A 24,546-nucleotide genomic window follows, 5' to 3' on the forward strand; every position below is an offset into this window, starting at 1 on the left:
AGCTCTTTTCGGTTCAGCTCTTTTCGACGACGCGAGCGACGGATTCGGCGACCACGACGGGCTTGTCGGAACCCTCGCGCTCGACCACCTGGCTCATCTTCACTTGGATTCCGCCGGGCAACTGCTCCGCGGACACGACGGTTGCGCGCATCCGGACCCGGGATCCCACGGGAACGGGAGCGGGGAAGCGAACCTTGTCGTAGCCGTAATTGAGGCTGTGGGCGAAGCCGTCGAAGTGGATGAGTTGGTAGGAGAACTGGGGTCCCAGTGAGAGGCTGAAGAGTCCGTGCGCGATCGTGCTGCCGAGCGGGCTCGATGCGGCTCGTTCCGGGTCGACATGAATCCACTGATGATCGTTTGTGGCTTCGGCGAACGCGTTGATGCGCTCCTGGGTGATGTCGTACCACTCCGTCGGGCCAAGTCCCTGGCCGATGAGCTTCTCGAGCTCGGCGAAGGTGGACGGGCGGACGGGCAATTGGTTTTCAGTCATCGTTATCCCTTTACTCGCAGTTCAGGAGGACGGAACGGGCCGTTCGGGTGACCGTCGCGATTCGACGGTTGAAACTGACGCCGGATTCAACTATACATGAGGGGAGACGTGGATCACTGTCAGCGCGTAGGTATGACGCAAGCGAGAGGAATCGCTCATGAAGGTTGCCCAGAAGGTAGCAATTGTCACCGGTGGCGGCGGGGGAATCGGCGGTGCACTGGCCGAGCGACTGGCTGCCGAGGGTGCTCGCGTCGTAGTGGCTGACCTGGACGGGGCAGCAGCTTCGGCAGTAGCAGAGGCGATCAACGCGGAGCGTCCCGGAGCGGCCGTGTCTGCCGGTGGCGACGTCTCCGACGAGACGGTCATTGCGGGCCTGATCGCGCAGGCGGAAAAGGAATTCGGCCCGGTCGACCTCTACTTCGCCAATGCCGGCGTTACCGGTGGCATGGGCCTCGACATCAGTGAAGACGTCTGGGACACGACGATCGACGTCAATGTTCGCGCCCACATTCGCGCTGCCAGGCTCCTCGTCCCCGGCTGGACGGAGCGCGGGGAGGGCTACTTCATCAGCACGGCCTCTGCGGCCGGCTTGCTCAGTCAGGTCGGGTCCGCCGCGTACTCGGTGACCAAACATGCCGCGGTCGCGTTTGCCGAGTGGCTCTCGATCACCTACGGAGATCAGGGCGTTCGCGTCAGTTGCTTGTGCCCGATGGGCGTCAACACCAAGCTCCTCTACGAAGGTGAGAACTCCGGCGATCCGGTCGGCAAGGCCGCAACCGGAGCCGTGCTTGCGGCAGGCAATGTTCTCGAGCCTGCCGAATGCGCCGAAATCGTTCTTGCGGCAGTGGATGCCGAAGAATTTCTCATCCTTCCGCACAGGAACGTGCTGGACATGTACCGGCAGAAGGGCGCCGACTACGACCGTTGGCTGCGCGGGATGCGCCGGTACCAGGCGTCGCTCCTCGCGGGAACACGATGACCGAGGAACTCGTCCTCTCCGAGCAGAGAGGAGCGGTGCTGGTTCTGACATTCAATCGGCCCCGCGTTCTCAACGCGTGGACCAACGAGCTCGAAGATCAGTACTACGACTTTCTGGCCGTGGCAGACGAAGATCCCAGTGTCCGAGCAATTGTTGTCACCGGCTCCGGCCGAGGATTCTGCTCGGGGGCTGACCTCGGCAATTTGAAGAACGTCGGCGAAGTCTCCGAAAGTGATCTTGTCCGGCCGCGAGACCGTCATTTCCCGACCACCATCCGCAAGCCGCTGATCGCCGCCGTCAACGGCGTCGCTGCCGGGCTCGGAATGGTCGAGGCTTTGTACTGCGACGTTCGTTTCGGTTCGAGCGCAACACGATTCACTACCGCGTTCGCGCGTCGAGGCCTGATTGCGGAGTACGGCATCTCCTGGATGTTGCCCCGCTTGGTCGGGCACAGTCGAGCAGTCGATCTTCTGCTTTCCAGCCGGATGGTGGACGCCGACGAGGCGTACCGCATCGGTCTGATCGACCACCTGGTCACCGGCGGTGACGTTCTGGATGCGGCGATTGCTTACGCCGAGGACATCGCGGCCAACTGCTCGCCGACGTCCCTCTCCGTCATCAAATCTCAGATGAGTGCCGACGCGCACTCGACCTTCACTGATTCCGCCAGGCATGCGGAATCGCTGATGCTGAACGCATTTCACGGCCCGGATGTCGTCGAGGGTGTCAACAGCCATCTCGAACATCGAGCCCCCAATTTTCCTTCCCTCTCTGTCAGGAGTTCACATGTCAGTGTTTGAGTTCTCGGATCGCACCAAGAAGTACCAGGCCGAACTGCTCGATTTCATGGACAAGCACGTTTACCCGGCCGAAGCGGTCTACGAAGAGCAGATGCGTGAGTCCGGTAACCCGCACTTTCAGCCGCCGATCATCGACGACTTGAAGAAGGAAGCCAAGGCCCGCGGGCTGTGGAACCTCTTCCATCCCCATCCCGAATGGGGCCCCGGCCTGACCAACCTGGAATACGCACCGCTCGCGGAGATCATGGGCCGCAGCCACCTGGCCTCCGAGGCCACCAACTGCGCCGCTCCGGACACGGGAAACATGGAGGTGCTCACGCTCTTCGGCACCGACGAGCACAAGGAGAAGTACCTCAAGCCGCTTCTCGAAGGCGAAATTCGTTCCGCTTTCGCGATGACCGAGCCCGAGGTTGCCAGCTCCGACGCCACCAACATCCAGCTCCGTATGGACCGTGACGGCGACGAGTACGTGCTGAACGGCCGTAAGTGGTTCGCTTCCAACGCCTTGCACCAGAACTGCAAGGTTCTGATCGTCATGGGTAAGACCGACTTCAATGCCGCCACCCACCGTCAGCAGTCGATGATGGTCGTGCCGATCGATGCTCCCGGCGTCACGATCCTGCGCAACCTGCCGGTTTTCGGCTACCAGGACCGCGAAGGACACGGCGAGATCACTTTCGAGGACGTGCGCGTCCCGGCCAAGGACATTCTCGCCGGTGAGGGTGAAGGATTCGCGATCAGCCAGGCCCGCCTCGGCCCCGGCCGCATCCACCACTGCATGCGTGCAATCGGAATGGCCGAGCGCGCACTGGAACTGATGTGCAAGCGCGCATCCACCCGCATCACCTTCGGGAAGCCCGTCAGTGACAACGCGAATATCCAGGACTGGATCGCCGAGGCTCGTATCGACATCGAGATGGTTCGACTCCTCACACTCAAGGCCGCACACATGATGGACACGGTGGGCAACAAGGAAGCGCGCACCGAGATCGCAGCTATCAAGGTTGCGGCACCGAACATCGCGCTCAAGATCATCGACCGCGCCATCCAGGTTCACGGCGGTGGCGGCGTCACCGACGACTTCCCGCTCGCGATGGCTTACGCCCACATGCGCACCCTTCGCCTGGCCGACGGCCCGGACGAGGTGCACAAGCGCGCCATCGCCAAGCAGGAACTGCGCAAGTACCGCGAAGTCAAGGCGAACTGACATGGCAGGACTGGATCTCACCGGTAAGACGGCAATCGTCACAGGCGCATCGCGGGGCATCGGCCTCGCGACCGCGCAGGCGATTGCGGCGGCGGGCGGAAACGTCGTACTGACTTCGCGCTCACAGGAATCCGCAGATGCGGCTGCCGCGCAGGTGAACGGCAACGCGATCGGCGTCGGCGCTCACGCGACGGACGAGGATGCTGCACGCAAGTGCGTCGAGCAGACGATCGAGCGTTTCGGCAGTCTCGACATCTTGGTGAACAACGCGGGCACCAACCCGTCGTTCGGGCCGATCATCAACCAGGATCACTCGCGCTTCGCCAAGACTTTCGACGTCAACGTGTGGGCTCCAGTCCTGTGGACCGGCCTCGCAGCGCGGGCCTGGATGGGCGAGCACGGTGGTTCCGTGGTCAACACCGCTTCGATCGGCGGCATGGCGTTCGAGGCGGGAATCGGTACGTACAACGCGTCGAAGGCTGCTCTGATCCACATCACCAAGCAGTTGGCGCTCGAGTTGTCACCGAAGATTCGTGTCAACGCCGTTGCGCCGGGAGTGGTGAGAACCAAACTCGCCGAAGCTCTGTGGAAAGAACACGAAGAAGCGGTGTCCGCGTCGACTGCTCTCGGACGCATCGGTGAACCCGAGGACGTGGCCGCTGCCATTGCCTTCCTGGTTTCGGATGCAGCCCAGTGGATCACCGGCGAGATCATGACCATCGACGGTGGCCAGTTGTTGGGTGACGCACTCCCGTTCCGGCAGGGAGCGTCCGTCGGTGGCTAGCGTCGGAGTAGTGGGACTCGATACCGAAGCGGTCACCGGGTGGATCGCAGGCCTGGGGATCGACTTTTCCGGGCCGTTGTCCTTCGATCGAATCGGCTTGGGGCAGTCGAATCTCACGTACCTGGTTCGCGATCAGGACGGCAATCGCTGGGTGCTACGACGCCCACCGCTGGGGCATCTGCTGGCCTCGGCTCACGACGTGGCGCGTGAGGCTCGAATCCTGAGCGCTCTCGAATCCACCGACGTGCCATCGCCGCGAGTATTCGGGTTGACCGAGGATCCTGCCGTCACCGAAGTTCCGCTGCTCCTCATGGAATTCGTGGACGGCGAAGTGGTGGACCGAATGCCTCTTGCGGAGGCGTTGTCGGAAGATCGTCGCCGGGCAATCGGAATCTCGCTCGCTCAGACGCTGGCGAAGATACACGCCGTCGACCTCGAGCAGGCAGGTCTCGACGACTTGGCAAGTCACAAGCCCTACGCCGCGCGGCAGCTGAAGCGGTGGGGTGGTCAGTGGGAACAGTCGAAGACGCGGGAATGCCCTGATCTGGACGATCTCACCCGACGCCTGATTGCAGCCCAGCCGGATCACACTGAAACCACGTTGGTGCACGGCGACTTTCACCTACGCAATGTGATCACCTCGGCGAGCAACGGCGAAGTTGTCGCGGCCCTCGACTGGGAACTGTGCACACTCGGTGATCCGTTGGCGGACGTCGGAAGCTTGTTGGCGTACTGGCCGGCGGCTGGTGAGAATACCGGCGGCGATTTCCCGGCGTCGGCACTCCCGGGATTCCCCTCGCGAGAGGAGATCTCCCGGATCTATCTCGAGGCCACCGGACGGGATCCTGCTGCGCTGAAGTTCTGGCACACGTTGGGACTGTGGAAGATTGCCGTGATCGCCGAGGGCGTGATGCGTCGCGCCCGCGACGAACCGCAGAATGCCGCCGAGAGCGGAACTCCCACCGTGGAACGTATTGACGCCTTGGTCGCCAAAGCCAGGGAAATTGCAGATCAGGCCGGGATCTGACGAGATCGTCCGGTGTCCGTCGAATCACGAAAGTATGGAGGGCCAGTGAGCCAGGAACGTAGAACCGCAATTGTCACGGGTGCAGCACGCGGAATCGGTGCGGCAGTCGCGAAGCGACTGTCGGAAGACGGTTTTGCCGTCGCCGTGCTCGACCTCGACGAAGCGGCGTGTGCCGGAACCGTCGACGCGATCAAGGCCGCAGGCGGACAGGCACTGGCCGTCGGCGCTGACGTCTCCGACGAGGCTTCGGTTGCTGCAGCAGTGGATCGTGTTGCCGCAGAACTGGGTGCACCTACCGTGCTGATCAACAATGCCGGCATCACTCGCGACAACCTTCTGTTCAAGATGAGCGTTGCCGAGTGGGATTCGGTGATGAACGTCCACCTGCGCGGAGCGTTCCTCATGTCGCGTGCGGTGCAGAAGTACATGGTGGAAGCGAAGTTCGGCCGCATCGTGAACCTCTCGAGCACGTCGGCTCTCGGTAATCGTGGACAGGTCAACTACTCCGCTGCGAAGGCCGGAATGCAGGGCTTCACCAAGACATTGGCCTTCGAGCTGGGCAAGTTCGGCGTCACCGCCAACGCCATTGCACCCGGATTCATCGAAACCGAGATGACCGCCGCAACGGCCGAGCGCATGGGCGTCGGCTTCGAGGACTTCAAGACCGCTGCCGCTTCGCAGATCCCGGTCAACCGTGTCGGTCAGCCCGAGGACATCGCGCACACCGCGTCGTTCTTCGTCAGCGAAGGCGCGGGCTTCGTTTCCGGTCAGGTCGTCTACGTCGCCGGTGGACCGAAGGACTGACCGTCCGCTCACCGCTCGAACCGAAGGAATGGGCATGGCTTTCGACGAAGAGGCAGTATCGCGTGATCTCACCGAAAAGGTGAACACGCTTCTCGCGGAGAACGATCCGAACAGCGTGTCGGTATCGGATTTCCTCGGCGCACGATTCGACGCCGGACTGGCGTGGGTTCATTTCCCCGAAGGTCATGGGGGACTCGGTGTACCGCAGAGCTTTCAGCGTCAGGTGAACGCTCAGCTGGAGGCCGCCGGCGCACCCGGCCCGGCCACCGGCAAGAACGGGATCGGACTGGGCATGGCGGCACCGACCATCGCTGCCTTCGGCACCGAGGAGCAGAAGCAGAAGTTCCTGCGCCCGTTGTGGACTGCGGAGACGGTCTACTGCCAGCTGTTCAGTGAACCGGGCGCAGGTTCGGACCTCGCGGCCGTCGCTACCCGCGCCGTCCGCGACGGCGACGACTGGATAGTCAACGGGCAGAAGGTATGGACGTCGGGCGCGCAGAATGCGCAGCTGGCGATTCTCGTGGCCAGGACCGATCCGTCACGTTCCAAGCATGCGGGTCTGAGCTACTTCATCTGCGACATGACCGATCCGGGCGTCGATGTCCGGCCGCTGCGTCAGATCACCGGCGAGGCCGAATTCAACGAGGTATTCCTCACGGACGTCAGGATTCCGGACGCCAATCGCCTCGGAGCCGAAGGCCAGGGGTGGAAGGTTGCGACCACCACCCTGAACAACGAGCGTGTTGCCATCGGTTCGGGCGCACCGCGTGAGGGAGGCATGATCGGAAAGGTCGCTCAGGCCTGGCGTGACGAGCCCGAGCTGCGTAATCCGGCGATGCACGACGAGTTGATGCGGCTCTGGACCGAATCCGAAGTTGCGCGTCTGACCGGTGAGCGACTGCGCCAGCAGCTCGCCGCCGGCCAGCCCGGCCCCGAAGGCTCGGGAATGAAGCTCGCGTTTGCCGGTTTGGCTCAGCAGATTTCGGGTTTCGACCTCGAGCTGCACGGCGAAGCCGGTCTGCGCTACGACGACTGGACGCTGCGTCGACCGGATTCCGTCGACTTCACCGGGCGTGAACCCGGATACCGGTACCTGCGAGCCAAGGGCAATTCGATCGAGGGCGGAACGTCGGAGATCCTGCGCAACGTCATCGCAGAACGTGTACTCGGGTTGCCGCCCGAGCATCGCGTCGACAAGGACATCGCCTGGAAGGACTTACCCCGATGAGCGCCGATCTGTTGTACTCCGAGACCGAACAAGATCTGCGAGCCAGCGTCAGACGACTGCTGAGCGAGCGTGCCGGTGCCGACACCGTGGTCACGGCGTACGACGACGTGTCCGCCGACTTCACCGGGCTGTGGAAGTCGCTGGCGTCGGAACTCGGTTTGGCGGGACTGCTGGTACCCGAAGAACTGGGCGGGGCAGGTGCGTCGACGCGTGAGGCGGCGGTCGTGATGGAGGAGATCGGACGTGCGGTCGCTCCCGTTCCGTTCTTCACCAGCGCTGTGCTGGCGACCACGGCGTTGCTGAAGGCCGGCGAGACCGAGGTGCTCGGTCAATTGGCGGCGGGGGATTCGACGGCTGCTCTGATCGTCCCGTTGTCCACTGCACCAGGAACTTTCACACCCACTGTCAAGGCAACGGCGAGTGGACTCGTCGGCAGCGTCACGACGGTTGCCGGCGTCGCCGAGTCCGATGTTCTTGTTGTTCCGGTTGCCGGTGAGAGCGGTCTGGAGCTGCACACCGTTCGGATCGCCGACGCCACCGTCACGCCGGTTCTGTCCCTGGACATGACGCGCCGATTGGCGGACGTCGAGTTCTCGGGGTCGTCGTCGGTCCGTGTCGACAGCGGCAACGCGGCGCAAGCGGTTGAGGAAGCGTTGCTCTGCGGAAGCGCACTGCTGGCGTCCGAACAGTTCGCTGTAGCTCAGTGGTGCCTCGAAACGACTCTCGCGTATGTGAAGGAGCGCAAGCAGTTCGGCCGGGCGATCGGTTCGTACCAGGCGATCAAGCACCGCCTCGCCGATCTCTGGCTCGAAGTCAGCTCTTCGGGCGCGGCAGCACGATATGCGGCGGACACCTATGCACGCGGCGACGTCGATGCGGCGATCGCAGCGACGGTGGCCCAGGCATTCTGCAGCGGCGTCGCGGTTCATGCTGCGGAGGAGTGCGTCCAACTTCATGGTGGTATCGGAATGACGTGGGAGTATCCGGCGCACCTGTACCTCAAACGGGCGAAGAGCGATCAGCTGTCGCTGGGAACCGCGTATCAGCATCGGGCACGCCTCGCCGAGTTGGTCGACCTCCCGATCTCGTCCTGAAACTCACCCACTATCTGTCTGGAGAATTGCTGTGAAGGCTTGGCGCGTCAACGAACTCGGTCAACCCCGCGATGTGCTCGCGTTGGAGGAGACCGCGGATCCCACCCCGAATGCGACGGAGATGTTGGTCAAGGTGCTGGCGGCTCCGGCCAACTTCCCCGACGTCCTCATGTGCCGGGGTGAGTACCAGATCAAGCCGCCGCTGCCCTTCACACCCGGTGTCGAACTGTGTGGTGAAGTGGTCTCGGTCGGTGAATCGGTGACCAAATTCGCAGTGGGGGACCGGGTGATCGGTAATCCGAGTCTGCCGTCCGGCGGATTCGCCGAGTACTCGGTACTGGATCAGAACAACACGTTCCCGGCGCCGTCGGCTCTCGACGACGCGGAAGCATCCGCTCTGAGCATCGGCTATCAGACAGCGTGGTTCGCTCTGCATCGCCGCACCCAACTGCTCGAGGGTGAGACGTTGTTGGTCCACGCTGCTGCGGGTGGTGTCGGTAGTGCGGCAGTGCAACTCGGCAAGGCGGCAGGCGCCAAGGTGATCGGTGTCGTCGGCGGCCCGGACAAGGCCGAGTACGCGCGCAAGCTCGGCGCAGACCTCGTCGTAGACCGTCACAGTGAGGACTTCGTGGCAGCGGTCAAGGAGTTCACCGGCGGCAAGGGCGCCGACGTGGTCTTCGATCCGGTCGGCGGCGACGCATACGCGAAGTCCACCAAGTGCATCGCCTTCGAGGGACGGATCGTCATCATCGGCTTCGCCGGTGGCACGATCCCGCAGCCGGCACTCAATCACGCTCTCATCAAGAACTATTCGATCATCGGACTGCACTGGGGGCTGTACAAGGCCTACAACCAGCAGGCCATCGACGACTGCCACGTCGAGCTCACCAGGCTCGCCGATGCCGGCTTGGTCAAACCACTGATCAGTGAGCGGCTGTCGTTGACGGACGTTGCCGACGGTATCGGTCGCCTCGGCGACGGCACCACGGTCGGTCGCGTCGTGTTCCAGCCCTGATTCTTGCTGTGCGCCTTTATTAACCCCCGGCGGTTAATAAAGGCGCACAGCACTTCGTGTTCGACGAAAGGATTCCCCGATGAGGCAAGCTGTCATCGTTTCCACCGCCCGTACCCCGATCGGTAAGGCGTACCGCGGCGCGTTCAACAACACTCAGGCTCAAGAGCTTGCTGCACATGCTATTTCGAATGCAGTTCAGCGCGCGGGCCTCGAAGGTGGCGAGGTCGAGGACGTCATCCTCGGCGCCGCGCTGCAGCAGGGCTCTTCCGGCGGCAACGTCGCACGGCAAGCGGTGCTGCGGGCCGGGCTTCCGGATTCGGTTTCCGGAATGACGATCGACCGTCAGTGCTCGTCCGGTCTCATGGCCATCGCAACCGCAGCCAAGCAGATCGTGGACGACGGAATGCAGATCGCGGTCGGCGGCGGAGTCGAATCGATCTCGTTGGTCCAGAACGATCACATGAACAACTTCCGCGCGGCTGATCCGTGGCTGAAGGAAAACAAGCCGTCGATCTACATGCCGATGCTGCATACGGCCGAGATCGTCGCCGAGCGCTACGGAGTCACCCGCGAGCAGCAGGACGAGTTCGCGCTCGTCTCCCAGCAGCGGACCGCAGCGGCCCAGGACGCAGGTCGGTTCGATCTCGAGATCGTCCCGCTGCCCTCGATCAAGCAGGTGCAGGACAAGGAGACGGGTGAGATCCGCAGCGAGTCCGTGACGCTGACCCGCGACGAAGGCAACCGCGCTTCCACCACGTTGGAAGGGCTGTCGAGTCTGCGACCGGTTCTGGCCGACGGGACTGTCAGTGCTCATTCGTCCATCACTGCGGGCAACTCGTCTCAGCTCTCCGACGGCGCTTCGGCGTCGGTGCTGATGGAGGCAGGCGAGGCGCAACGCCGCGGGTTGGCTCCTCTCGGTATCTACCGTGGCATGGCTGTCGCGGGTTGCGCTCCCGACGAGATGGGCATCGGACCGGTGTTCGCGATTCCGCGTCTGCTGGATCTTCACGGCCTGAAGGTCGACGACATCGATCTCTGGGAACTCAACGAGGCCTTCGCCTCTCAGGCCCTGTACTGCCGCGACAAGCTCGGGATCGATCCCGAGAAGTACAACGTCGACGGTGGCGGTATCTCCGTCGGCCATCCGTACGGAATGACGGGCGCTCGTCTGGTCGGCCATGCTCTTCTTGAAGGAAAACGGCGCGGAGCCAAGCTCGTGGTGGTGACCATGTGCATCGGCGGCGGTATGGGCGCTGCCGGGCTTTTCGAGGTCGCATGAGCTTGATCGAGGGACTGTTCGACGTCAGTGGCAAGACCGTTGTGGTCACCGGTGGATCACGCGGCATCGGATACATGATCGCTCGCGGGTTTGTCGAAGGCGGAGCGACGGTCGTCATTTCGGCCCGAAAAGCCGAAGCCTGTGACGAAGCCGCGCGAGAGCTTTCGGAGTTCGGCACCTGCATTTCGCATCCGGCCGATCTGTCCACGGACGAGGGGGTCGAGAGCCTCGCTGCGAAGGTCGCCGAGATTTCGCCGACGCTCGACGTACTGGTCAACAACGCCGGTGCCACGTGGGGAGCTCCCGTCGACGATTTTCCGGCCGCAGGCTTCGACAAGATTTTCGACATCAATGTCAAGGCAATCTTCCTCCTGACGCAGAAGCTGTTGCCGCAGTTGCGGTCTGCAGCCACGGCGGAAGATCCCGCGCGCGTGATCAATATCGGATCGATCGACGGACTCGTGGTGTCGGGTTCGGAGAACTTCTCGTACGGAGCGAGTAAGGCTGCGGTGCACATGTTGACGCGCAAGCTCGCGGCAACGCTTGCGGGGGAACAGATCACGGTCAATGCCATTGCGCCGGGCCCGTTCCCGTCGAAGATGATGGCATTCCTCCTCGAGGACGAACAGAGTGCAAAGGCTGTGGCGGACTCGGTCCCGTTGGGCCGGGTCGGAACTCCCCAGGATGCCGCAGGTCTTGCCATCTTCCTGGCTTCACGTGCCGGGGCTTATCTGACCGGCGCGGTGATTCCACTCGACGGCGGTGCGAGCGGAGCGCGCTGACCTACTGACTGATCTTCTCTGTCCGAAAAGGCCTGAAAGTCTGAACTACTATGACTTTCAGGCCTTTTCGCGTCTTTGTCTGATTGGGTTATCTGTGACTGCAGTTGCTAGATTGTCCGAGGTTCGGGGGGAACGACGACGACAACACCAACAATCCCGGCCATGGGGGAGTCATGTTTCGCGCGGGGAGATCGTTGGGGGTGTTCGGGGTAGTTGCTGCTCTGGCAGCTGCTGCCGTCACGGCGGTGGCTTCGCCGGCGATGGCTGCGCCGGGCTGCGTCGGAGTCAGTGGCGTCGGTAGTAGCGGTGGTCCGGCCAATGCGGCGCCGTGGCTCAACGGCAACACCGGAGGGTTGCCAGGTCTATCCGGTCGTACTACCGCGATCGAAAAGGTCACCGGCACATACAGTCCAAACAAGACAGTTGATCGCTTCAATGTCCTGGGTACCGACCTGGGCATCATGTGGGACAACGGTGCGGGGCAGATTCTGACCGCTTTCGGCGATACCACCGGGCTCAGTCGTAACCCCGGCTGCGACGGTTTGGTGGGCGAGTGGCGAAGCAATGTACTCTTCCGCAGCTCGGATCGGGTACTGGCCGACGGTATGCGCATCGACAGCGCGCCGATGGACGGCACAGCTCAGGCGCGTGAGATCATTTCCGGTCTGAAGATTCCGGGCGTCGAGGCCTCCAGCATCCCCACGAGCGGCATCGCAGTGAACGGTGTGCAGTATCTGAGCTACATGTCGGTGCGCAACTGGGGCGAGGCCGGGCAGTGGAGTACAAACTACTCACAGATTGCTACCTCCTCGGACAACGGCGAGACGTGGACCACTCGTCCGGAAACTCTGCGCCCCAACATCGGTGGGGTTCTTCCCGCGGGTGTCGCCCCCGTCGCCGGTAGCGAGAACTTCCAGATGAGCTCGATGGTGAAGGACGGCGGGTTCGTCTACAACTACGGAACCCCCGCGGGACGATCCGGCGAGGTTCGACTTTCTCGCGTGCCCGAGGGGGCGATCTTCGATCTTTCCGCCTACGAGTACTGGAACGGAAACGGCTGGATCCTTGCCGATCCCGCTGCGGCCGTACCCGTCATGGACGGCCGCATCGGTGAGGTCTCCGTTCAGTACAACGAGTTCCTCGGCAAGTTCGTGGCGATGTACGCCGACGCGTTCAGTTCGATCGTGATGCGAACCGCTCCCAGTCCGGTCGGTCCGTGGACGGCACCGGAGACACTGGTCAATCTGGTCGAGGTTCCCGGTATCTATGCCGCATACATCCACCCGTGGTCCAGTGGTTCGGATCTGTACTTCCTTGCCACCACGTGGGCCGACTACAACGTCATGTTGATGCGTACGACGCTCGTTCGCTGATCCGGCTCACGCTTGCGTTTGCTGGAGGTACACGATCTCCTCGGTGATCGGCGCGTCGTCATCGGCGTCGGTCGGCGGTTCTTGTCGGCGGCGCCACCAGATGGTGAACAGGACGGCTCCGATCACCAAGGCAGCCAGAGCGATTACCGCCACCCAGAATTTCGGGCCGTAGTATCCGGCAAGGACCATGCGCATGGCGTTGCGCGCCCACGTGAGTGGCATCAGAGCGTGCAGCCACTGCAGAACCGTCGGCATCTGTTCGATGGGGTATACCGCGCCGAAGGCGAAGATCTGAATCATCAAGGCGCCCAAAGCGATGAAGGTTCCGTTGACGGCACCGAACACAACGGTGAAGAGCCTGCCCGAGCTGACCGCGGCGGCACCCACCAGGATCATCACTGCGATCATCGCCAGAACACTAGGTGGTTCGACGTTTGCCACGGTCAGTGACACCACCGACAACACGAGCGCCGCGACCAAGGTGACCAGGGCGGGAATGCGGTAGCGGCGCAGCCCCTCACGTACCACGCTGGTGTGCGAGTTCAGTGAACGTCCGCGTCGTGGGCGGACGACGAACCACGTGAGAATTCCGCACAGGAACAGTGCCACTGAGATCACGGCAGGGACGGCTCCCGGTCCGAAACCGGCTGCGGGATAGTTGTTCCGCGCGTCGACGGCAACCGGGGACGAGAGAAGATTGGCCGTGGTGGCGCGCTCGTCGTCCGTGAACTGCGGCACCTGGGCGGCACCGTCGGACAAACCGGTGGCGAGTTCCGCGCTGCCCGCGTCGAGCTCGCCGACGCCGGCCGATAGCTGCCCGAGACCGTCACGGAGCGCAATACTTCCAGTGTCCAACTGCCCCAGCCCGGTGGAGAGTTCCTGTGCACCGGTAGCGAGTTGGCCTGCGCCGTCGGACAGTTGGCCCAGGCCGGTGTTGAGTTCACCTGCACCGGCCGCGGCGGCAAGGAGCCCACCACGGTAGTCGCTGCTCGGATCAGTGAGCTGCCGCGAGATTTCCCGCGCGCCGTCGCGAAGCTGACCGAGCTGACCGATCACGTCGTCGTCCGACGGTTGTGCAGTCAGGGAAGCCCGCAGTCCACCCAGGGCTTCGACGAGTCCGGCGGAGACCGGATCGGCCGAGTTTCGAAGCATCGACGTGAGGGCGTCGATCTGACCGACGACGGCGTCCGAGGACCCCGCGAGGTCGAGTACCGGGGTGGTGACCATGTCGACCACTTCGCTGATCTGACGGGCGCCTGCGCCGAGTTCGTCGGTTCCCCCGACCAACTGGTTGAGTCCGCTGCTCAGCTCGCCCGAGCCTGCAGCAGCTTCGCCAGCTCCGGCAGCCAGCTCGCCGGCTCCGGCGGCCAGCTCCTTGCCGCCCTGATTTGCTTCGCCCATGCCGGTGGCGAGTTCCTTGCTTCCAGCGTAGAGCTCGTTGGTTCCGGCAAGCGCTTCGGAGGATCCGTCGGACAGCTGTTGCGCTCCTGCTGCTGCTTCACCGAATCCTGTTCCGAGTTCACCCAACCCGACCAGCACCTGGTCGATGGACTGCTCGCCGATCGACTCGGAGACCGCCGAGCGCACTTGAGCGATGATGCTTTCACCGACCGGGCCGGCGACCAGACTGTTGTAGTCGTTGTACAAGACGTCGAGTTCGGCCTTGCTGCCCGAACCCGATGCGGCACTGGCCACATCCGCGCTGAAAGTTTTCGGAATGACGACCGAGAAGTAATAGGTGCCGTCGTTGACGCCGTCGGCGGCTTCCTGTTCCGAGACGACCTTCCATGCAACGTCTCCGCTCTCGACGAGCGCGGCAACAACTTCATCGCCGGCTTGCAGACGTGTTCCGTCGAGTTCTGTGCCCGCATCGGCGTTGACGATGGCGACGGGCAAGCGGTTGACCGTGTCGCCCGGATCCCACAGTGCCCACATGTAGAACGCCGCAATCGACAGCGGTGCGATGACGAGGACAGCGAGAACTGTCCGGATGATGTGCGTTCGTCGCGTCGTGGCCGCGTTGTCGACTACGGGTTGTGGCGCCATGTGGAGCTCTCTTCTCGTGGACCGAAGCAGGTGTGGCACGAAAGGAAGCCACCAAAACTGCTGGACATACGTCCAGCTCGGTCACGATACAAAGCTAACGGCCATCCTGTGACCGTTTTCGAAGAATTGGGCGTTATCGGCCGCCGTGCTCTGCCTCGATCTTTGCCCACTCCCACCCTCGGAAGTTGGCCAGACGAAGCTCCTCTGCTTCGTCGAAGGTGTACCACTCGGTGCTCGGCGCATCAGGGAGAGTGCCGCGCAAGTATTCGCCCAGGTAGTGAAGTGGGCCTTCCCAGCCGGTTCCGACGCCGTAGCAGCCGGTGTCCGGGTCGTTACGGAAGACATCGGCGACGGAGGCGTGCTCCAACTCGAGCCAGGTGGCGTCGGGGCCGTCGGCAGTCAGCCGGATCTCGACCTGATCGCTGTATCCACGATCGCCGGGCGGTGTCCACTGCAGTCGCAGCAGGTGTGGGGCGTCGCAGGCCAGGATCTCGCCACTTGCCTGGCCTTCGAAGGCGTACGAGCCGCCCACCTGGAAGTCTCCGCTCACCGGAAGGAAGAAACGGTTGATGCGGTCAGGGGTCGTGATGGCATCCCAGACGTCGTCGACCGACGCGTTGTAGCGGCGCTTGAGTACGGCAGTTCGAGCCGAACCTTCTGCGATGTCGCGGTTACCCATGCTCCGCTCCACCGCGGTGAGGCTGGTGTCCTGGTTCGCGATCTCGGTCATTGTGAGTCTCCTTCGTCGGAAGAATTCGATTGTGAAGATCTGCTCCGCTTCGAGCCGCGTCGTTTCCCGCGTGCGAGTTCTGTGGCCAATGCGTCGAGAGGGCCGCTCCAGAACTGCCGGAATCCGTCGAGCCATTGGTCCACTTCTTGCAATGGCGCGGGCTCGACGGCGTAGAGACGCCTGGTGCCTTCGCTGCGGACGGTGGCGAATCCGTTTTCTCGGAGTACTCGCAGGTGTCCGGACGCGGTCGGTTGCGAGATTCCGAACTCCGCTGCCACGACTTCGGCGATCTGACCCGCCGAGCGCTCGCCGCCGGACAGGAGTTCCATGATTCGTCGCCGCACTGGGTCTCCGAGAACGTCGAATGCATGCACCAGTCATTTATATCGGCAATGACCAATATAGGCAAGCGCCGAAACTTGTACCCGGACTCGGTCAGTCCGAGAGCGCGAACTCGTCGGCGTCGAAAAGTTCGCCGATCAGCCCGCCGAGATGGCGTCGATGTTCGGCTGACAGCGTCGCTGCCGCCTCGGCATCGTGGTCTGCGCACAGCTTGATCAGTCTGTTGTGATGATCGACGGAGTCCTGGCTCCCGAGGAGGCTCGAGAACTTGCGGTAGTAGATGCGGTGAATTTGTGGGTGAACCTGGTGAATCAGCTTCTTCAACAGCGGATTCGCCGCAGCATCGATGATGACGCTGTGTAGGCGATCGTCAGCGGTCAGGGCTCGGCCTATGTCGTTTCGCTTGACGGCGGCAGCGAAGTCCTTGTTGGCCGAACGCATCGCCCCGATCATCTCGTCGGTGAGATTCGGTACAGCGGTGACGACGGCCAGTTGGTCGAGAGCTTCGATGACTGCGAGTGTTGCCTCGACGTCGCCGCGGTCGAGGGTGGTGATGCGCGTGTACGCACCAGGTTTCGCTTCCACGAGTCCGGTGTCGACCAGCCTTGCGAGCGCTTCGCGGACTGGAGTTCTGCTCAGTCCCAGATACTCGGCGAGTTCGCTGTCCTTGATCTTCGAGCCCGGCGCCAGTTCACCGGTGACGATCGCTTCGCGAATGCGTTCGAGAGCGATGTCGCTCATTCGTGCTCGCTCAACCGGTTTACCGCCACGCAACATACTGGATATCGTACTCTGCAGCCTCCCTGCTGCAGGTCAGCCCGAAACGACCATCGAAGGGTGTCTCCGGGCATCCGCAACCCGCCGGAGCAGAGCGCGGGCGAGAATTGTTGCCGGATCGATGATCTGACAGGTTGTGGCGTCGGCGGGCAGTCCGAGCGGAATCTCGGTGCACCCGGCCACGACGACCTGCGCGCCCGATTCGACGAGAAGATCAGCGGCCCTGACGAGCTTGTCGGTGGTCTCGTCTCCGACGTTGCCGCTCTTGATTGCTCGGATCGCCGGCATCACCAGTTCGTCCTGGATCGCAGGTCCGGGCACCAGGACGTCGATCGAGTATTCCGACAGCCATTGTTGATACAACCCGGTGCGGACCGTCCCCGTGGTGGCCAATAGTCCGACGGATGTGACGGCGGGTGAGAGCGTCCGGATGTGCCGAGCGACTTCGTCGATCATGTGGACGACGGGAAGTCCCAGTTGGGACGAGATGGCGGGCAGGAAGGCGTGGGCGGTATTGCATGGGATGGCGAGCGTCGTCGCGCCCGACTCTCGGAGAACGCGCGCACCGCGGATCAGCCACGGAGTGGGGTCAGGGCCGTTCTCGGTGAGTGCCAATGTCCGGTCGGGAACGGTGGGATCGGCCCAGATGACAACTTTGGGGTGCTCTTGATCCGTCGAACCTGGTGTCAGCGCAACGAGTTTGGAGTAGAAGTCGGCAGTAGCGGCGGGCCCCATGCCTCCGAGTATTCCGATGACGGGGTCGCTCATGGACGCCGGAGAGCTGGCGCTCTGCCGTATTCGTGGCACCTTCATGTTGCAATCCAACCTTTCGCATCCAATATATTGGATACTCGTAATGTTGACTACAGTGAAGGAGGTCGGAGGTAGTTGTCAAGTAAGGCGCAGTGTTCCCGGAATTGCGAAGTTCGAGAACTCAGCCGATCAGCAGGGGTTCGGTTCGCCGATCTTCACGGCCGAGAGCACGGCTTCGATTTCCCCGAAAGGACTTCCGGCAGAGGGTGTCTGATCGACGACAATCCAGTTGGAATCGACCAGTTGGCGTCGACCCGCGCCGGTTGCGTCAGCACTTCTGGAGAAGAAGACTCCGGCCGACTGAATGGTGTCCTGTGCGTCTTGAAGATTCATGCACACGACGTTGGGCATGACCGCGGGAGCTGCAGCGGGCGTCACTTCCGCGGCGACTGGGGTCGTGGCCAGTGGAGAATTCGTCGTACCGATCACCGAGGTGGTCAATGGAGCCTGAGTCGTCGTGGGTTGAGTTGTCGAGGTTGCAGTGGTGGTCGCGGTGGATGTTGATTCGGCCTCGCTGTCGGTGCTTGTTCCTGAGCACGCGGCAAGTGACGCCAAGGCGAATGCGCTGAGTCCGATGCGAACGGCAGTTGAGGGCGGGCGAATCGATGTCGAAAAGAGGTGTGGTGCGCGCACAGACGTTCCTTGTCGGTAAAGGGGCGATGAAAGCGGAGATTCGAGCGCAGAGCACATCCGACGCCGTCGATGTGCCTTATGTCGAATAGAACCATAGGCTTTCGGCACCGGATTCGAGAGGAATTGCCTACATGCATTTTCTGGAACTACGACACGCGCAGTGTGAACCCCCAGCGGCGTATTCGCCTGTCCTGGAGAGCTACGGAGACGTGCAGACTGTTCTTCTGGGCACCGACCCGCTTCCGGCACATCGACGGTTCGACGCCGTGATCGTGATGGGCGGGCCGATGGGCGTCGGCGATCAGGGCGAGGTCGAGTGGTTGGCATCCGAGATCGAATACATTCGCGATCTGGTCGAGAGCGACGTCCCGGTGTGGGGAGTGTGTCTGGGTTCGCAGTTGCTCGCCGCGGCGCTGGGTGCTCGCGTCTACACGGGCGCTGTGCCTGAAGTCGGAGTTGAGGAGATCACCTTGACTGTCGAGGGCCGGCAAGATCCCGTGTGGGGAGATCTGCCCTCCACATTTCCTGCAATGCAATGGCATTCGGATACCTTCGACATTCCGAACGGCGCGGTGCGGCTCGCTGGTTCAGCCAAGTATCCGAATCAACTCTTCCGATACAAGCAGAGTTACGCCGTTCAGTTTCACCTCGAAGCGTCCTCCGCGGTGGCGCGCGAATGGATGGAACTGGCCGAGTACCGCGATTCGCTGCATGCTTCGCTGGGAGCGGACGGTCCGCGCATCTTCATGCAGCAGTTGAGTGCAGCCGAGTCGCAGGGGCTCGAGATTGCCGCAGCCGTGATGGAGAAATGGTTGAAATCCATCTCCACCGAATAAGCCCGTTTCGTCCTGATTGACCGATTTACCTGTTACCTTGTGTTCTCGTGGGTGGATGAACCGATCCGGTCGAGCAACACACCTCGTAGAGTCCGGATCTCCCCCGCGAAAGGGGAGCGATGCGCCGGATGCGGAAGATATCGACAGCAGCAGTGACGTGTGTACTCGCGTCGACCGCGGTCTTGGGGGCGACCCAGGCCAATGCATCCCCGTGGGATTGCAATGTCACCGGGAGCTTGGATCAATCAGGTGGGCCGACCAATCCGATTCCCTGGCTCAACGGCACGGATGGCAAACTGCCGGAATTGCAAGGCCGCACCTCGGCGGTCGAGTACATCACGGGCGCGCTGAGCCCCAACCAAACCGTCGAGCGGTTCAACGTTCTCGGCACGGATCTGGGCATCATGTGGGACAACGGCGCAGGTCAGGTCCTGACAGCTTTCGGTGACACCGTCGGTATCGGATCTGACCCTCTGTGCTCCGGGGTGGTCGGCGACTGGCGCAGCAACGTCCTGTTCCGTAGCTCGGACGGAAATCTGTCCGACGGCATGAACATCGACTCCTCGCCGACCGACCGACCGAATCACTCGCGCGAGATCATCGGAAGTCTGAAAGTCACCGGCGTCGAAACCAGCAGCATTCCGACGACGGGTATCTCCGTGGGCGGCGTTCAGTACGTCAACTACATGTCGATACGTTCGTGGGGAGGGTCGGGCGAGTGGGTCACCAACTTCTCGCAGATCGCGTCCTCGCACGACAACGGTGAGACCTGGCAGATCGAACCGGCCTCGTCCCGGCCCAATCTGCCGTTGACAGGTAACGACAACTTCCAGATGGGGTCCTTCGTCAAAGACGGTGGTTACGTCTACAACTTCGGCACCCCCGCCGGACGCTTTGGCGAGGGGCGTCTCTCGCGAGTCAAGGAAGCCTCCATCGCGGACGTCGCGGCGTACGAATACTGGGACGGAAAGGCATGGGTCCCCAACAATCCTGCTGCCGCTGCAGTAGTTCTCGACGGGGATGTCAGCGAACTGTCGGTGCAGTACAACAACTATCTCGGAAAGTTCGTCGCGATGTACTCCAACGAGTGGGGAGCGCTGGTGCTGCGGACGGCCTCGGACCTGACCGGCCCGTGGAGCGCACCGGACGTCGTGATCGGCACCGACGCGGTTCCGGGACTCTACGGCGCGTACATGCACCCCTGGTCGCAGGGGCAGGACCTCTACTTTCTCGCCACCACGTGGTCCGACTACAACGTGATGCTCATGAAGACCACGCTGCACCAGTGAACCGGATGGTTATCGTTGAACGGTGAGCACCACCGACAATGCGCTACTGATCACCGCCCTTCGAGACGTGTTGGTGGGACCACTTCCCGAAATCGGCCGACGATTTTCGACGTTGATCGCGGACATGGCGCCGCACACTTCCCTGGTGATCTTCACCCGTGAATGCACCGGTAGGCCGCGCAAGGTCGCTGGGGATCCAGCCGTCGTCGATCGTGTGACCATCGCCGAACTCGACCGTATCCGTACGGATCTCACTGTCGGACAGATATTTCGGGGAAAATGCGCTATCGCCGGCCGGGATCGTGAAGTGCTTGCGATGCTTGATCGAACCGATACGCTTCTCGTTTTGACACCGCACCCCGTACCGGTGAAGACAGCATCCCTCGAATTGATCCAGGCACTGTTCGCGGTGACTTCAACCGGAATTCAGCTCCAGGTCCGGAACGCGAGCCCGGCATATCTCGCCGAGTCGCGGGCAGCGTCGTCCGAGCGTGCACGCACCGTGGCAGAGATGACGGAGGTGCATGCGGCCACCCTCGAGACGATGCTGGCGACGCTGCGCTCGGCGGATCTCGACGACACACGTGCGCGAACCTCGGCCAGGGAGACTGCGGCCTCGGCTCTGATCGGCCTGCGTTCGGCCGTCGACGTGCACCGCGAGTTGGCCGAAGAGTCGACCACCACCGCTTTTGCGCGGATGCGTGGTGAATTGCGTTCGCTGCTCAAGCATCGGGAAATCGCGTTGGAGTTGGTGGAGCCACCCGTCGACGGGCGTGGGTTACCCGGTGAAGTGGCGCACGGCGCCCGCGCGGTCGTCCGCGGCGCGGTCTTGGCCTTGTCGGATCAGCAGACGCTCTCGCGAATCCGGGTGGCCTGGACCCTCGACGCGGCTTCGCTCTCGATCGACATCCGCGACGACGGTGGTGGTGAAGCCGACGTGATCGACGTGGAACGCCAATTACGTTCGAGGGTAGAGACTTTGGGTGGAACCGTCGAATCCGAGTCGACGCCCGGGTGGGGGAACCGGATCAGCGCAACCATCCCGCTCGACGCGCCCGTCGCCCTACCGAACCGCGACGTCCTGACGGAACTGGCTCCGCGGGAGTTCGAGGTACTCGAGCATCTGGTGGCCGGACGGCGCAACAAGGCAATCTCGGAGCGACTCGGCGTCAGTGAGAGCACAGTCAAGTTTCATGTTGCCGGGGTCCTGCGAAAATTGGGCGTCGAGAGTCGGGGTGCGGCGGCCGCCGCGGGCGCGGAGGCCGGCGTGAAGCCCGCGCCCTAGTCCTTTCGGCCAGGTCGGTCAGTCAGTTCGACCAGGGTTGCGGGCACCTGCTTCGGGCTAACCTTTCAACGAGTGCACATATCGCAATGTGAAAACACGGCGCCATGTGACGACACGTCCTCAATCGCACGAAGCCAGGAGCAAAGCCATGCCACAGCAGGTACGCGGCGTCATCGCCCGATCCAAGGGTGCCCCCGTCGAAATCGTCCCCATCACGATTCCCGATCCCGGCGCCAACGAGGTAGTGGTCGCCATTGCAGCGTGCGGTGTGTGCCACACCGATCTGACCTACCGCGACGGCGGAATCAACGACGAGTACCCGTTCCTGCTCGGGCACGAGGCGTCGGGCATCGTCGAGAGCGTCGGCCCCGGTGTCACTCACGTCGAGGTGGGCGACTTCGTCGTGCTCAACTGGCGTGCCGTATGCGGGCAGTGTCGTGCGTGTAAGCGTGGCCGCCCGCAGTACTGCTTCGACACCTTCAACGCCGAGCAGAAGATGACGCTCGAAGACGGCACCGAACTGACGCCGGCACTCGGCATCGGCGCATTCGCAGACAAGACGCTCGTTCACGAAGGCCAGTGCACCAAGGTCGACGCCTCGGCCGATCCGGCTGTCGTCGGACTGCTCGGTTGCGGCGTCATGGCCGGCATGGGTGCCGCGATGAACACCGGCAACGTCGGACGCGGTGATTCGGTGGCCGTGATCGGGTGTGGCGGCGTCGGCGACGCAGCGATCATGGGTTCACGCCTGGCCGGTGCCAATACCATCATCGCCATCGACCGGGATCCTCGAAAGCTGGAGTGGGCCACGGAACTTGGTGCCACGCACACGATCAATGCGACCGAGGTCGACGACGTCGTCGAAGCGGTCCAGGAGCTGACCGGAGGTTTCGGCGCCGACGTGGTTGTCGACGCAGTCGGCCGTCCCGAGACCTGGAAGCAGGCGTTCTACGCCCGCGACCTCGCGGGAACCGTAGTGCTGGTGGGAGTTCCGACGCCGGACATGAAGCTGGAAATGCCGCTGGTGGACTTCTTCTCGCGCGGCGGAGCCCTCAAGTCGTCGTGGTACGGCGATTGCCTGCCCGAGCGTGACTTCCCCGTTCTGGTCGACCTGTACCAGCATGGGCGTCTGCCGCTCGAGAAGTTCGTCAGCGAGCGCATCAAGCTCGACGAGGTCGAGAAGGCATTCGAGACGATGCACCGCGGCGAGGTTCTCCGTTCGGTGGTGGTCCTGTGACATTGCGAGTCGATCGCGTCGTCACCTCGGGCACGTTCAGCCTCGACGGCGGAACATGGGACGTCGACAACAACATCTGGCTGATCGGTGACGACAACGAAGTGGTGATCGTCGACGCAGCTCACACCGCGCAGCCGATCATCGACGCTGTCGGTGGACGCAAGGTGATCGGAATCGTCTGCACCCACGGCCACAACGACCACGTCACCGTTGCGCCGGAGCTGGCCGAGAAACTCGACGCTCCGATCTACCTGAACCCGGCCGACGATGTCCTCTGGGAGATGACTCACCCCGGGGTGAAGCATCTGAGCTTGGAAGATGATCAGCGTATTGCTGTGGCGGGTACGGACATTCTGGCCATCCACACACCGGGCCATTCCCCGGGGTCGACCTGCCTCTACCTGCCCGAGGCGGGGGAACTGTTCAGCGGCGACACCTTGTTCTCCGGTGGACCCGGCGCAACGGGGCGGTCGTACTCAGACTTCCCGACCATCATCGGGTCCATTCGCGACAAGCTGTTCGCGCTCCCCGCCGAGACCAAGGTTCACACCGGTCACGGCGACGGCACGACGATCGGTACCGAGGCGCCGCATCTCGAAGAATGGATCCGCGCCGGATCCTGATGTGATCAGAAGCGAAGTGGGGACGCCGGTACCGGCGTCCCCCACTTTTGTCACAACGCTGATGCCCAACCGGCGGTGTCGTTCTCACCCGGGATCGCCATCAGGCCGTGCCACAGTTCGAGGATCTCGAACCATTCTGTCTCGGATCGGCTGAGGGGACGGACGGATTCGTAGCCGGCGCGCAGGCTCTGCCGTACCGCGATCGGTGTCGGTCGCCAATCGGTGAACAGGGTGCCCAGATAGACGCTTGCCTTGGCCAGGTCGCTCACCCGGTGGTCGATCACCACGTCGTCGAAGTCGAGTACTCCGGTGGTCCGAGAGTTTCGAGTCAAGATGTTGGCTGCACGGAAGTCGTTGTGTACCAGTTGTGTTTGGTCATCGAGCTCGGACGCACGCGCCAGGAGGCCCACGAGCCTACGCGTTGCCTCAGGCGCGAACCCGCGGTCGAAATTCTCGAGCCAACCACCGATGCGCTCCTTCAACCCGGTGCTGCGCGACGAGAAAACCGATCCGTCGACATGGGTGGCGCCGAGCGTTCGGTGTATTTCTGCCAGACATGCTCCTGCCGAACGGACCGCCGCGCGGTCTTGCACGTCCAACCAATCTCCCGCCAACTCCGGCAGTACGGTGAATGACACTGCGCACGAAGGCCCTTCCAGTGTTTCCCGGTCCAGCAGTGTTTCCCGGTCCAATCCGTTCAGGGAAGTGATTGGCGACGGAACGGGCGCACCCTGCCCGGCGAGTGCGCTCAGCAGTCGCGTCGACGCCTCCAGGTTCGCGAAGCGCTCTGTGGCGCGCGACCACTTCACCACCAGCCCAACCGCGGTCGCTCGCAACCCACACGATCGCGTTCTGGTCACTGATCGCCATTCGCGAGCATTCGAGGGCCGTCAATCCCCAAGTCTGCTCGAGTACCGCCGAGACCCAATGGGTGGCTGCGCGGAAGCTGTTGAATCCGAATCGCTGCTTCAATGCGGCTTCCGGCTCCACCGATTCCCAGAGCATGGACAACCCGAGTGGCAACATGCTGTTCGACTCTAGTGGGGAGAAGTTCGAATCGAGGTGCCGATCTC

25 protein-coding genes are annotated in these 24,546 nt (G+C 62.8%); 17 read left to right on the forward strand and 8 right to left on the reverse strand.

Features of this window, described 5'->3' with window-relative positions; all coding sequences use genetic code 11:
* Positions 1-13: 13 nt before the first annotated feature.
* A complete protein-coding gene (locus V3587_RS21810) occupies positions 14-490 on the reverse strand; it encodes a MaoC family dehydratase (RefSeq protein WP_283377158.1) in 477 nt (158 codons plus the stop codon).
* 157 nt (positions 491-647) lie between these two features.
* Between V3587_RS21810 and V3587_RS21815 the strand changes: the two genes are divergently transcribed.
* The 12 genes from V3587_RS21815 (at position 648) to V3587_RS21870 (ending at position 12,862) form a co-directional block, all read left to right on the forward strand.
* Positions 648-1,469 (forward strand): SDR family oxidoreductase, encoded by an 822-nt coding sequence (locus tag V3587_RS21815; RefSeq protein WP_007730822.1) that lies wholly within the window; start codon positions 648-650, stop codon positions 1,467-1,469.
* Complete coding sequence (locus tag V3587_RS21820; RefSeq protein WP_050656976.1) at positions 1,466-2,269, forward strand: enoyl-CoA hydratase-related protein; 804 nt, start codon at positions 1,466-1,468, stop codon at positions 2,267-2,269. The genes V3587_RS21815 and V3587_RS21820 overlap by 4 nt, the downstream gene beginning before the upstream one ends.
* Positions 2,256-3,476, forward strand: coding sequence for an acyl-CoA dehydrogenase family protein (locus tag V3587_RS21825; protein WP_019745701.1), 1,221 nt, complete (start codon positions 2,256-2,258; stop codon positions 3,474-3,476). Before V3587_RS21820 ends, V3587_RS21825 begins: the two co-directional genes overlap by 14 nt.
* A 1-nt stretch (position 3,477) precedes the next feature.
* Entirely contained in the window at positions 3,478-4,260 is a 783-nt protein-coding gene (locus tag V3587_RS21830) for an SDR family oxidoreductase (RefSeq protein ID WP_007730827.1), read from the forward strand.
* Positions 4,253-5,287, forward strand: a complete 1,035-nt coding sequence (locus V3587_RS21835) for a phosphotransferase family protein (RefSeq protein WP_039973187.1) — start codon at positions 4,253-4,255, stop codon at positions 5,285-5,287. Before V3587_RS21830 ends, V3587_RS21835 begins: the two co-directional genes overlap by 8 nt.
* 45 nt (positions 5,288-5,332) lie before the next feature.
* Entirely contained in the window at positions 5,333-6,091 is a 759-nt protein-coding gene (gene fabG, locus V3587_RS21840; protein ID WP_020909429.1) for a 3-oxoacyl-ACP reductase FabG, read from the forward strand.
* A 34-nt stretch (positions 6,092-6,125) separates the two neighbouring features.
* Positions 6,126-7,319: an acyl-CoA dehydrogenase family protein gene (locus tag V3587_RS21845; protein WP_003943047.1), complete on the forward strand. Its 1,194-nt coding sequence runs from the start codon at positions 6,126-6,128 to the stop codon at positions 7,317-7,319.
* Positions 7,316-8,413 (forward strand): acyl-CoA dehydrogenase family protein, encoded by a 1,098-nt coding sequence (locus tag V3587_RS21850; protein WP_073513374.1) that lies wholly within the window; start codon positions 7,316-7,318, stop codon positions 8,411-8,413. The genes V3587_RS21845 and V3587_RS21850 overlap by 4 nt, the downstream gene beginning before the upstream one ends.
* A gap of 31 nt (positions 8,414-8,444) precedes the next feature.
* A complete protein-coding gene (locus V3587_RS21855; protein WP_003943088.1) occupies positions 8,445-9,428 on the forward strand; it encodes an NADPH:quinone oxidoreductase family protein in 984 nt (327 codons plus the stop codon).
* 79 nt (positions 9,429-9,507) lie between these two features.
* The gene (locus V3587_RS21860; RefSeq protein ID WP_003943187.1) at positions 9,508-10,707 is read left to right on the forward strand and encodes an acetyl-CoA C-acyltransferase; all 1,200 of its coding nucleotides are present in this window, start codon (positions 9,508-9,510) and stop codon (positions 10,705-10,707) included.
* Complete coding sequence (locus V3587_RS21865; protein WP_007730838.1) at positions 10,704-11,489, forward strand: RhlG family 3-oxoacyl-ACP reductase; 786 nt, start codon at positions 10,704-10,706, stop codon at positions 11,487-11,489. The genes V3587_RS21860 and V3587_RS21865 overlap by 4 nt, the downstream gene beginning before the upstream one ends.
* Positions 11,490-11,662: 173 nt before the next feature.
* A complete protein-coding gene (locus V3587_RS21870; protein ID WP_118603086.1) occupies positions 11,663-12,862 on the forward strand; it encodes a DUF4185 domain-containing protein in 1,200 nt (399 codons plus the stop codon).
* Positions 12,863-12,868: 6 nt separating this feature from the next.
* Here V3587_RS21870 and V3587_RS21875 read toward each other — a convergent pair whose 3' ends face one another.
* The 6 genes from V3587_RS21875 to V3587_RS21900 form a co-directional block, all read right to left on the reverse strand.
* Entirely contained in the window at positions 12,869-14,908 is a 2,040-nt protein-coding gene (locus V3587_RS21875; protein ID WP_283377159.1) for a YhgE/Pip domain-containing protein, read from the reverse strand.
* A gap of 133 nt (positions 14,909-15,041) precedes the next feature.
* Complete coding sequence (locus tag V3587_RS21880; RefSeq protein WP_047269425.1) at positions 15,042-15,638, reverse strand: SRPBCC domain-containing protein; 597 nt, start codon at positions 15,636-15,638, stop codon at positions 15,042-15,044.
* Positions 15,635-16,012 carry an ArsR/SmtB family transcription factor gene (locus V3587_RS21885; RefSeq protein WP_003942971.1) on the reverse strand — a complete coding sequence of 126 codons (378 nt, stop codon included), beginning with the start codon at positions 16,010-16,012 and terminating at the stop codon, positions 15,635-15,637. Before V3587_RS21885 ends, V3587_RS21880 begins: the two co-directional genes overlap by 4 nt.
* Positions 16,013-16,073: 61 nt before the next feature.
* Positions 16,074-16,757, reverse strand: coding sequence for a GntR family transcriptional regulator (locus V3587_RS21890; RefSeq protein ID WP_003942830.1), 684 nt, complete (start codon positions 16,755-16,757; stop codon positions 16,074-16,076).
* A 36-nt stretch (positions 16,758-16,793) separates the two neighbouring features.
* Positions 16,794-17,570: an aspartate/glutamate racemase family protein gene (locus V3587_RS21895; RefSeq protein WP_225320168.1), complete on the reverse strand. Its 777-nt coding sequence runs from the start codon at positions 17,568-17,570 to the stop codon at positions 16,794-16,796.
* Positions 17,571-17,699: 129 nt separating this feature from the next.
* Positions 17,700-18,203 carry a PASTA domain-containing protein gene (locus V3587_RS21900; protein ID WP_030536029.1) on the reverse strand — a complete coding sequence of 168 codons (504 nt, stop codon included), beginning with the start codon at positions 18,201-18,203 and terminating at the stop codon, positions 17,700-17,702.
* A 131-nt stretch (positions 18,204-18,334) separates the two neighbouring features.
* Between V3587_RS21900 and V3587_RS21905 the strand changes: the two genes are divergently transcribed.
* The 5 genes from V3587_RS21905 (at position 18,335) to V3587_RS21925 (ending at position 23,473) form a co-directional block, all read left to right on the forward strand.
* On the forward strand, positions 18,335-19,039 hold the full coding sequence (locus V3587_RS21905; RefSeq protein ID WP_030536028.1) for a type 1 glutamine amidotransferase: 705 nt from the start codon (positions 18,335-18,337) through the stop codon (positions 19,037-19,039).
* Between the two features lie 119 nt (positions 19,040-19,158).
* Positions 19,159-20,328, forward strand: a complete 1,170-nt coding sequence (locus V3587_RS21910) for a DUF4185 domain-containing protein (RefSeq protein ID WP_050655976.1) — start codon at positions 19,159-19,161, stop codon at positions 20,326-20,328.
* A gap of 22 nt (positions 20,329-20,350) precedes the next feature.
* Positions 20,351-21,613 (forward strand): helix-turn-helix transcriptional regulator, encoded by a 1,263-nt coding sequence (locus V3587_RS21915; RefSeq protein ID WP_047269429.1) that lies wholly within the window; start codon positions 20,351-20,353, stop codon positions 21,611-21,613.
* A 148-nt stretch (positions 21,614-21,761) separates the two neighbouring features.
* Complete coding sequence (locus tag V3587_RS21920) at positions 21,762-22,850, forward strand: S-(hydroxymethyl)mycothiol dehydrogenase (protein ID WP_283377160.1); 1,089 nt, start codon at positions 21,762-21,764, stop codon at positions 22,848-22,850.
* Entirely contained in the window at positions 22,847-23,473 is a 627-nt protein-coding gene (locus V3587_RS21925) for an MBL fold metallo-hydrolase (RefSeq protein ID WP_007730862.1), read from the forward strand. The genes V3587_RS21920 and V3587_RS21925 overlap by 4 nt, the downstream gene beginning before the upstream one ends.
* Positions 23,474-23,523: 50 nt before the next feature.
* On the opposite strand, the gene V3587_RS21930 is transcribed toward V3587_RS21925, so the two are convergent.
* Positions 23,524-24,285, reverse strand: a complete 762-nt coding sequence (locus V3587_RS21930; protein ID WP_283377161.1) for a phosphotransferase enzyme family protein — start codon at positions 24,283-24,285, stop codon at positions 23,524-23,526.
* Positions 24,286-24,546: the final 261 nt, after the last annotated feature.

This window comes from Rhodococcus sp. IEGM 1306, from assembly GCF_036541985.1.
Lineage (GTDB): Bacteria > Actinomycetota > Actinomycetes > Mycobacteriales > Mycobacteriaceae > Rhodococcus_F > Rhodococcus_F qingshengii.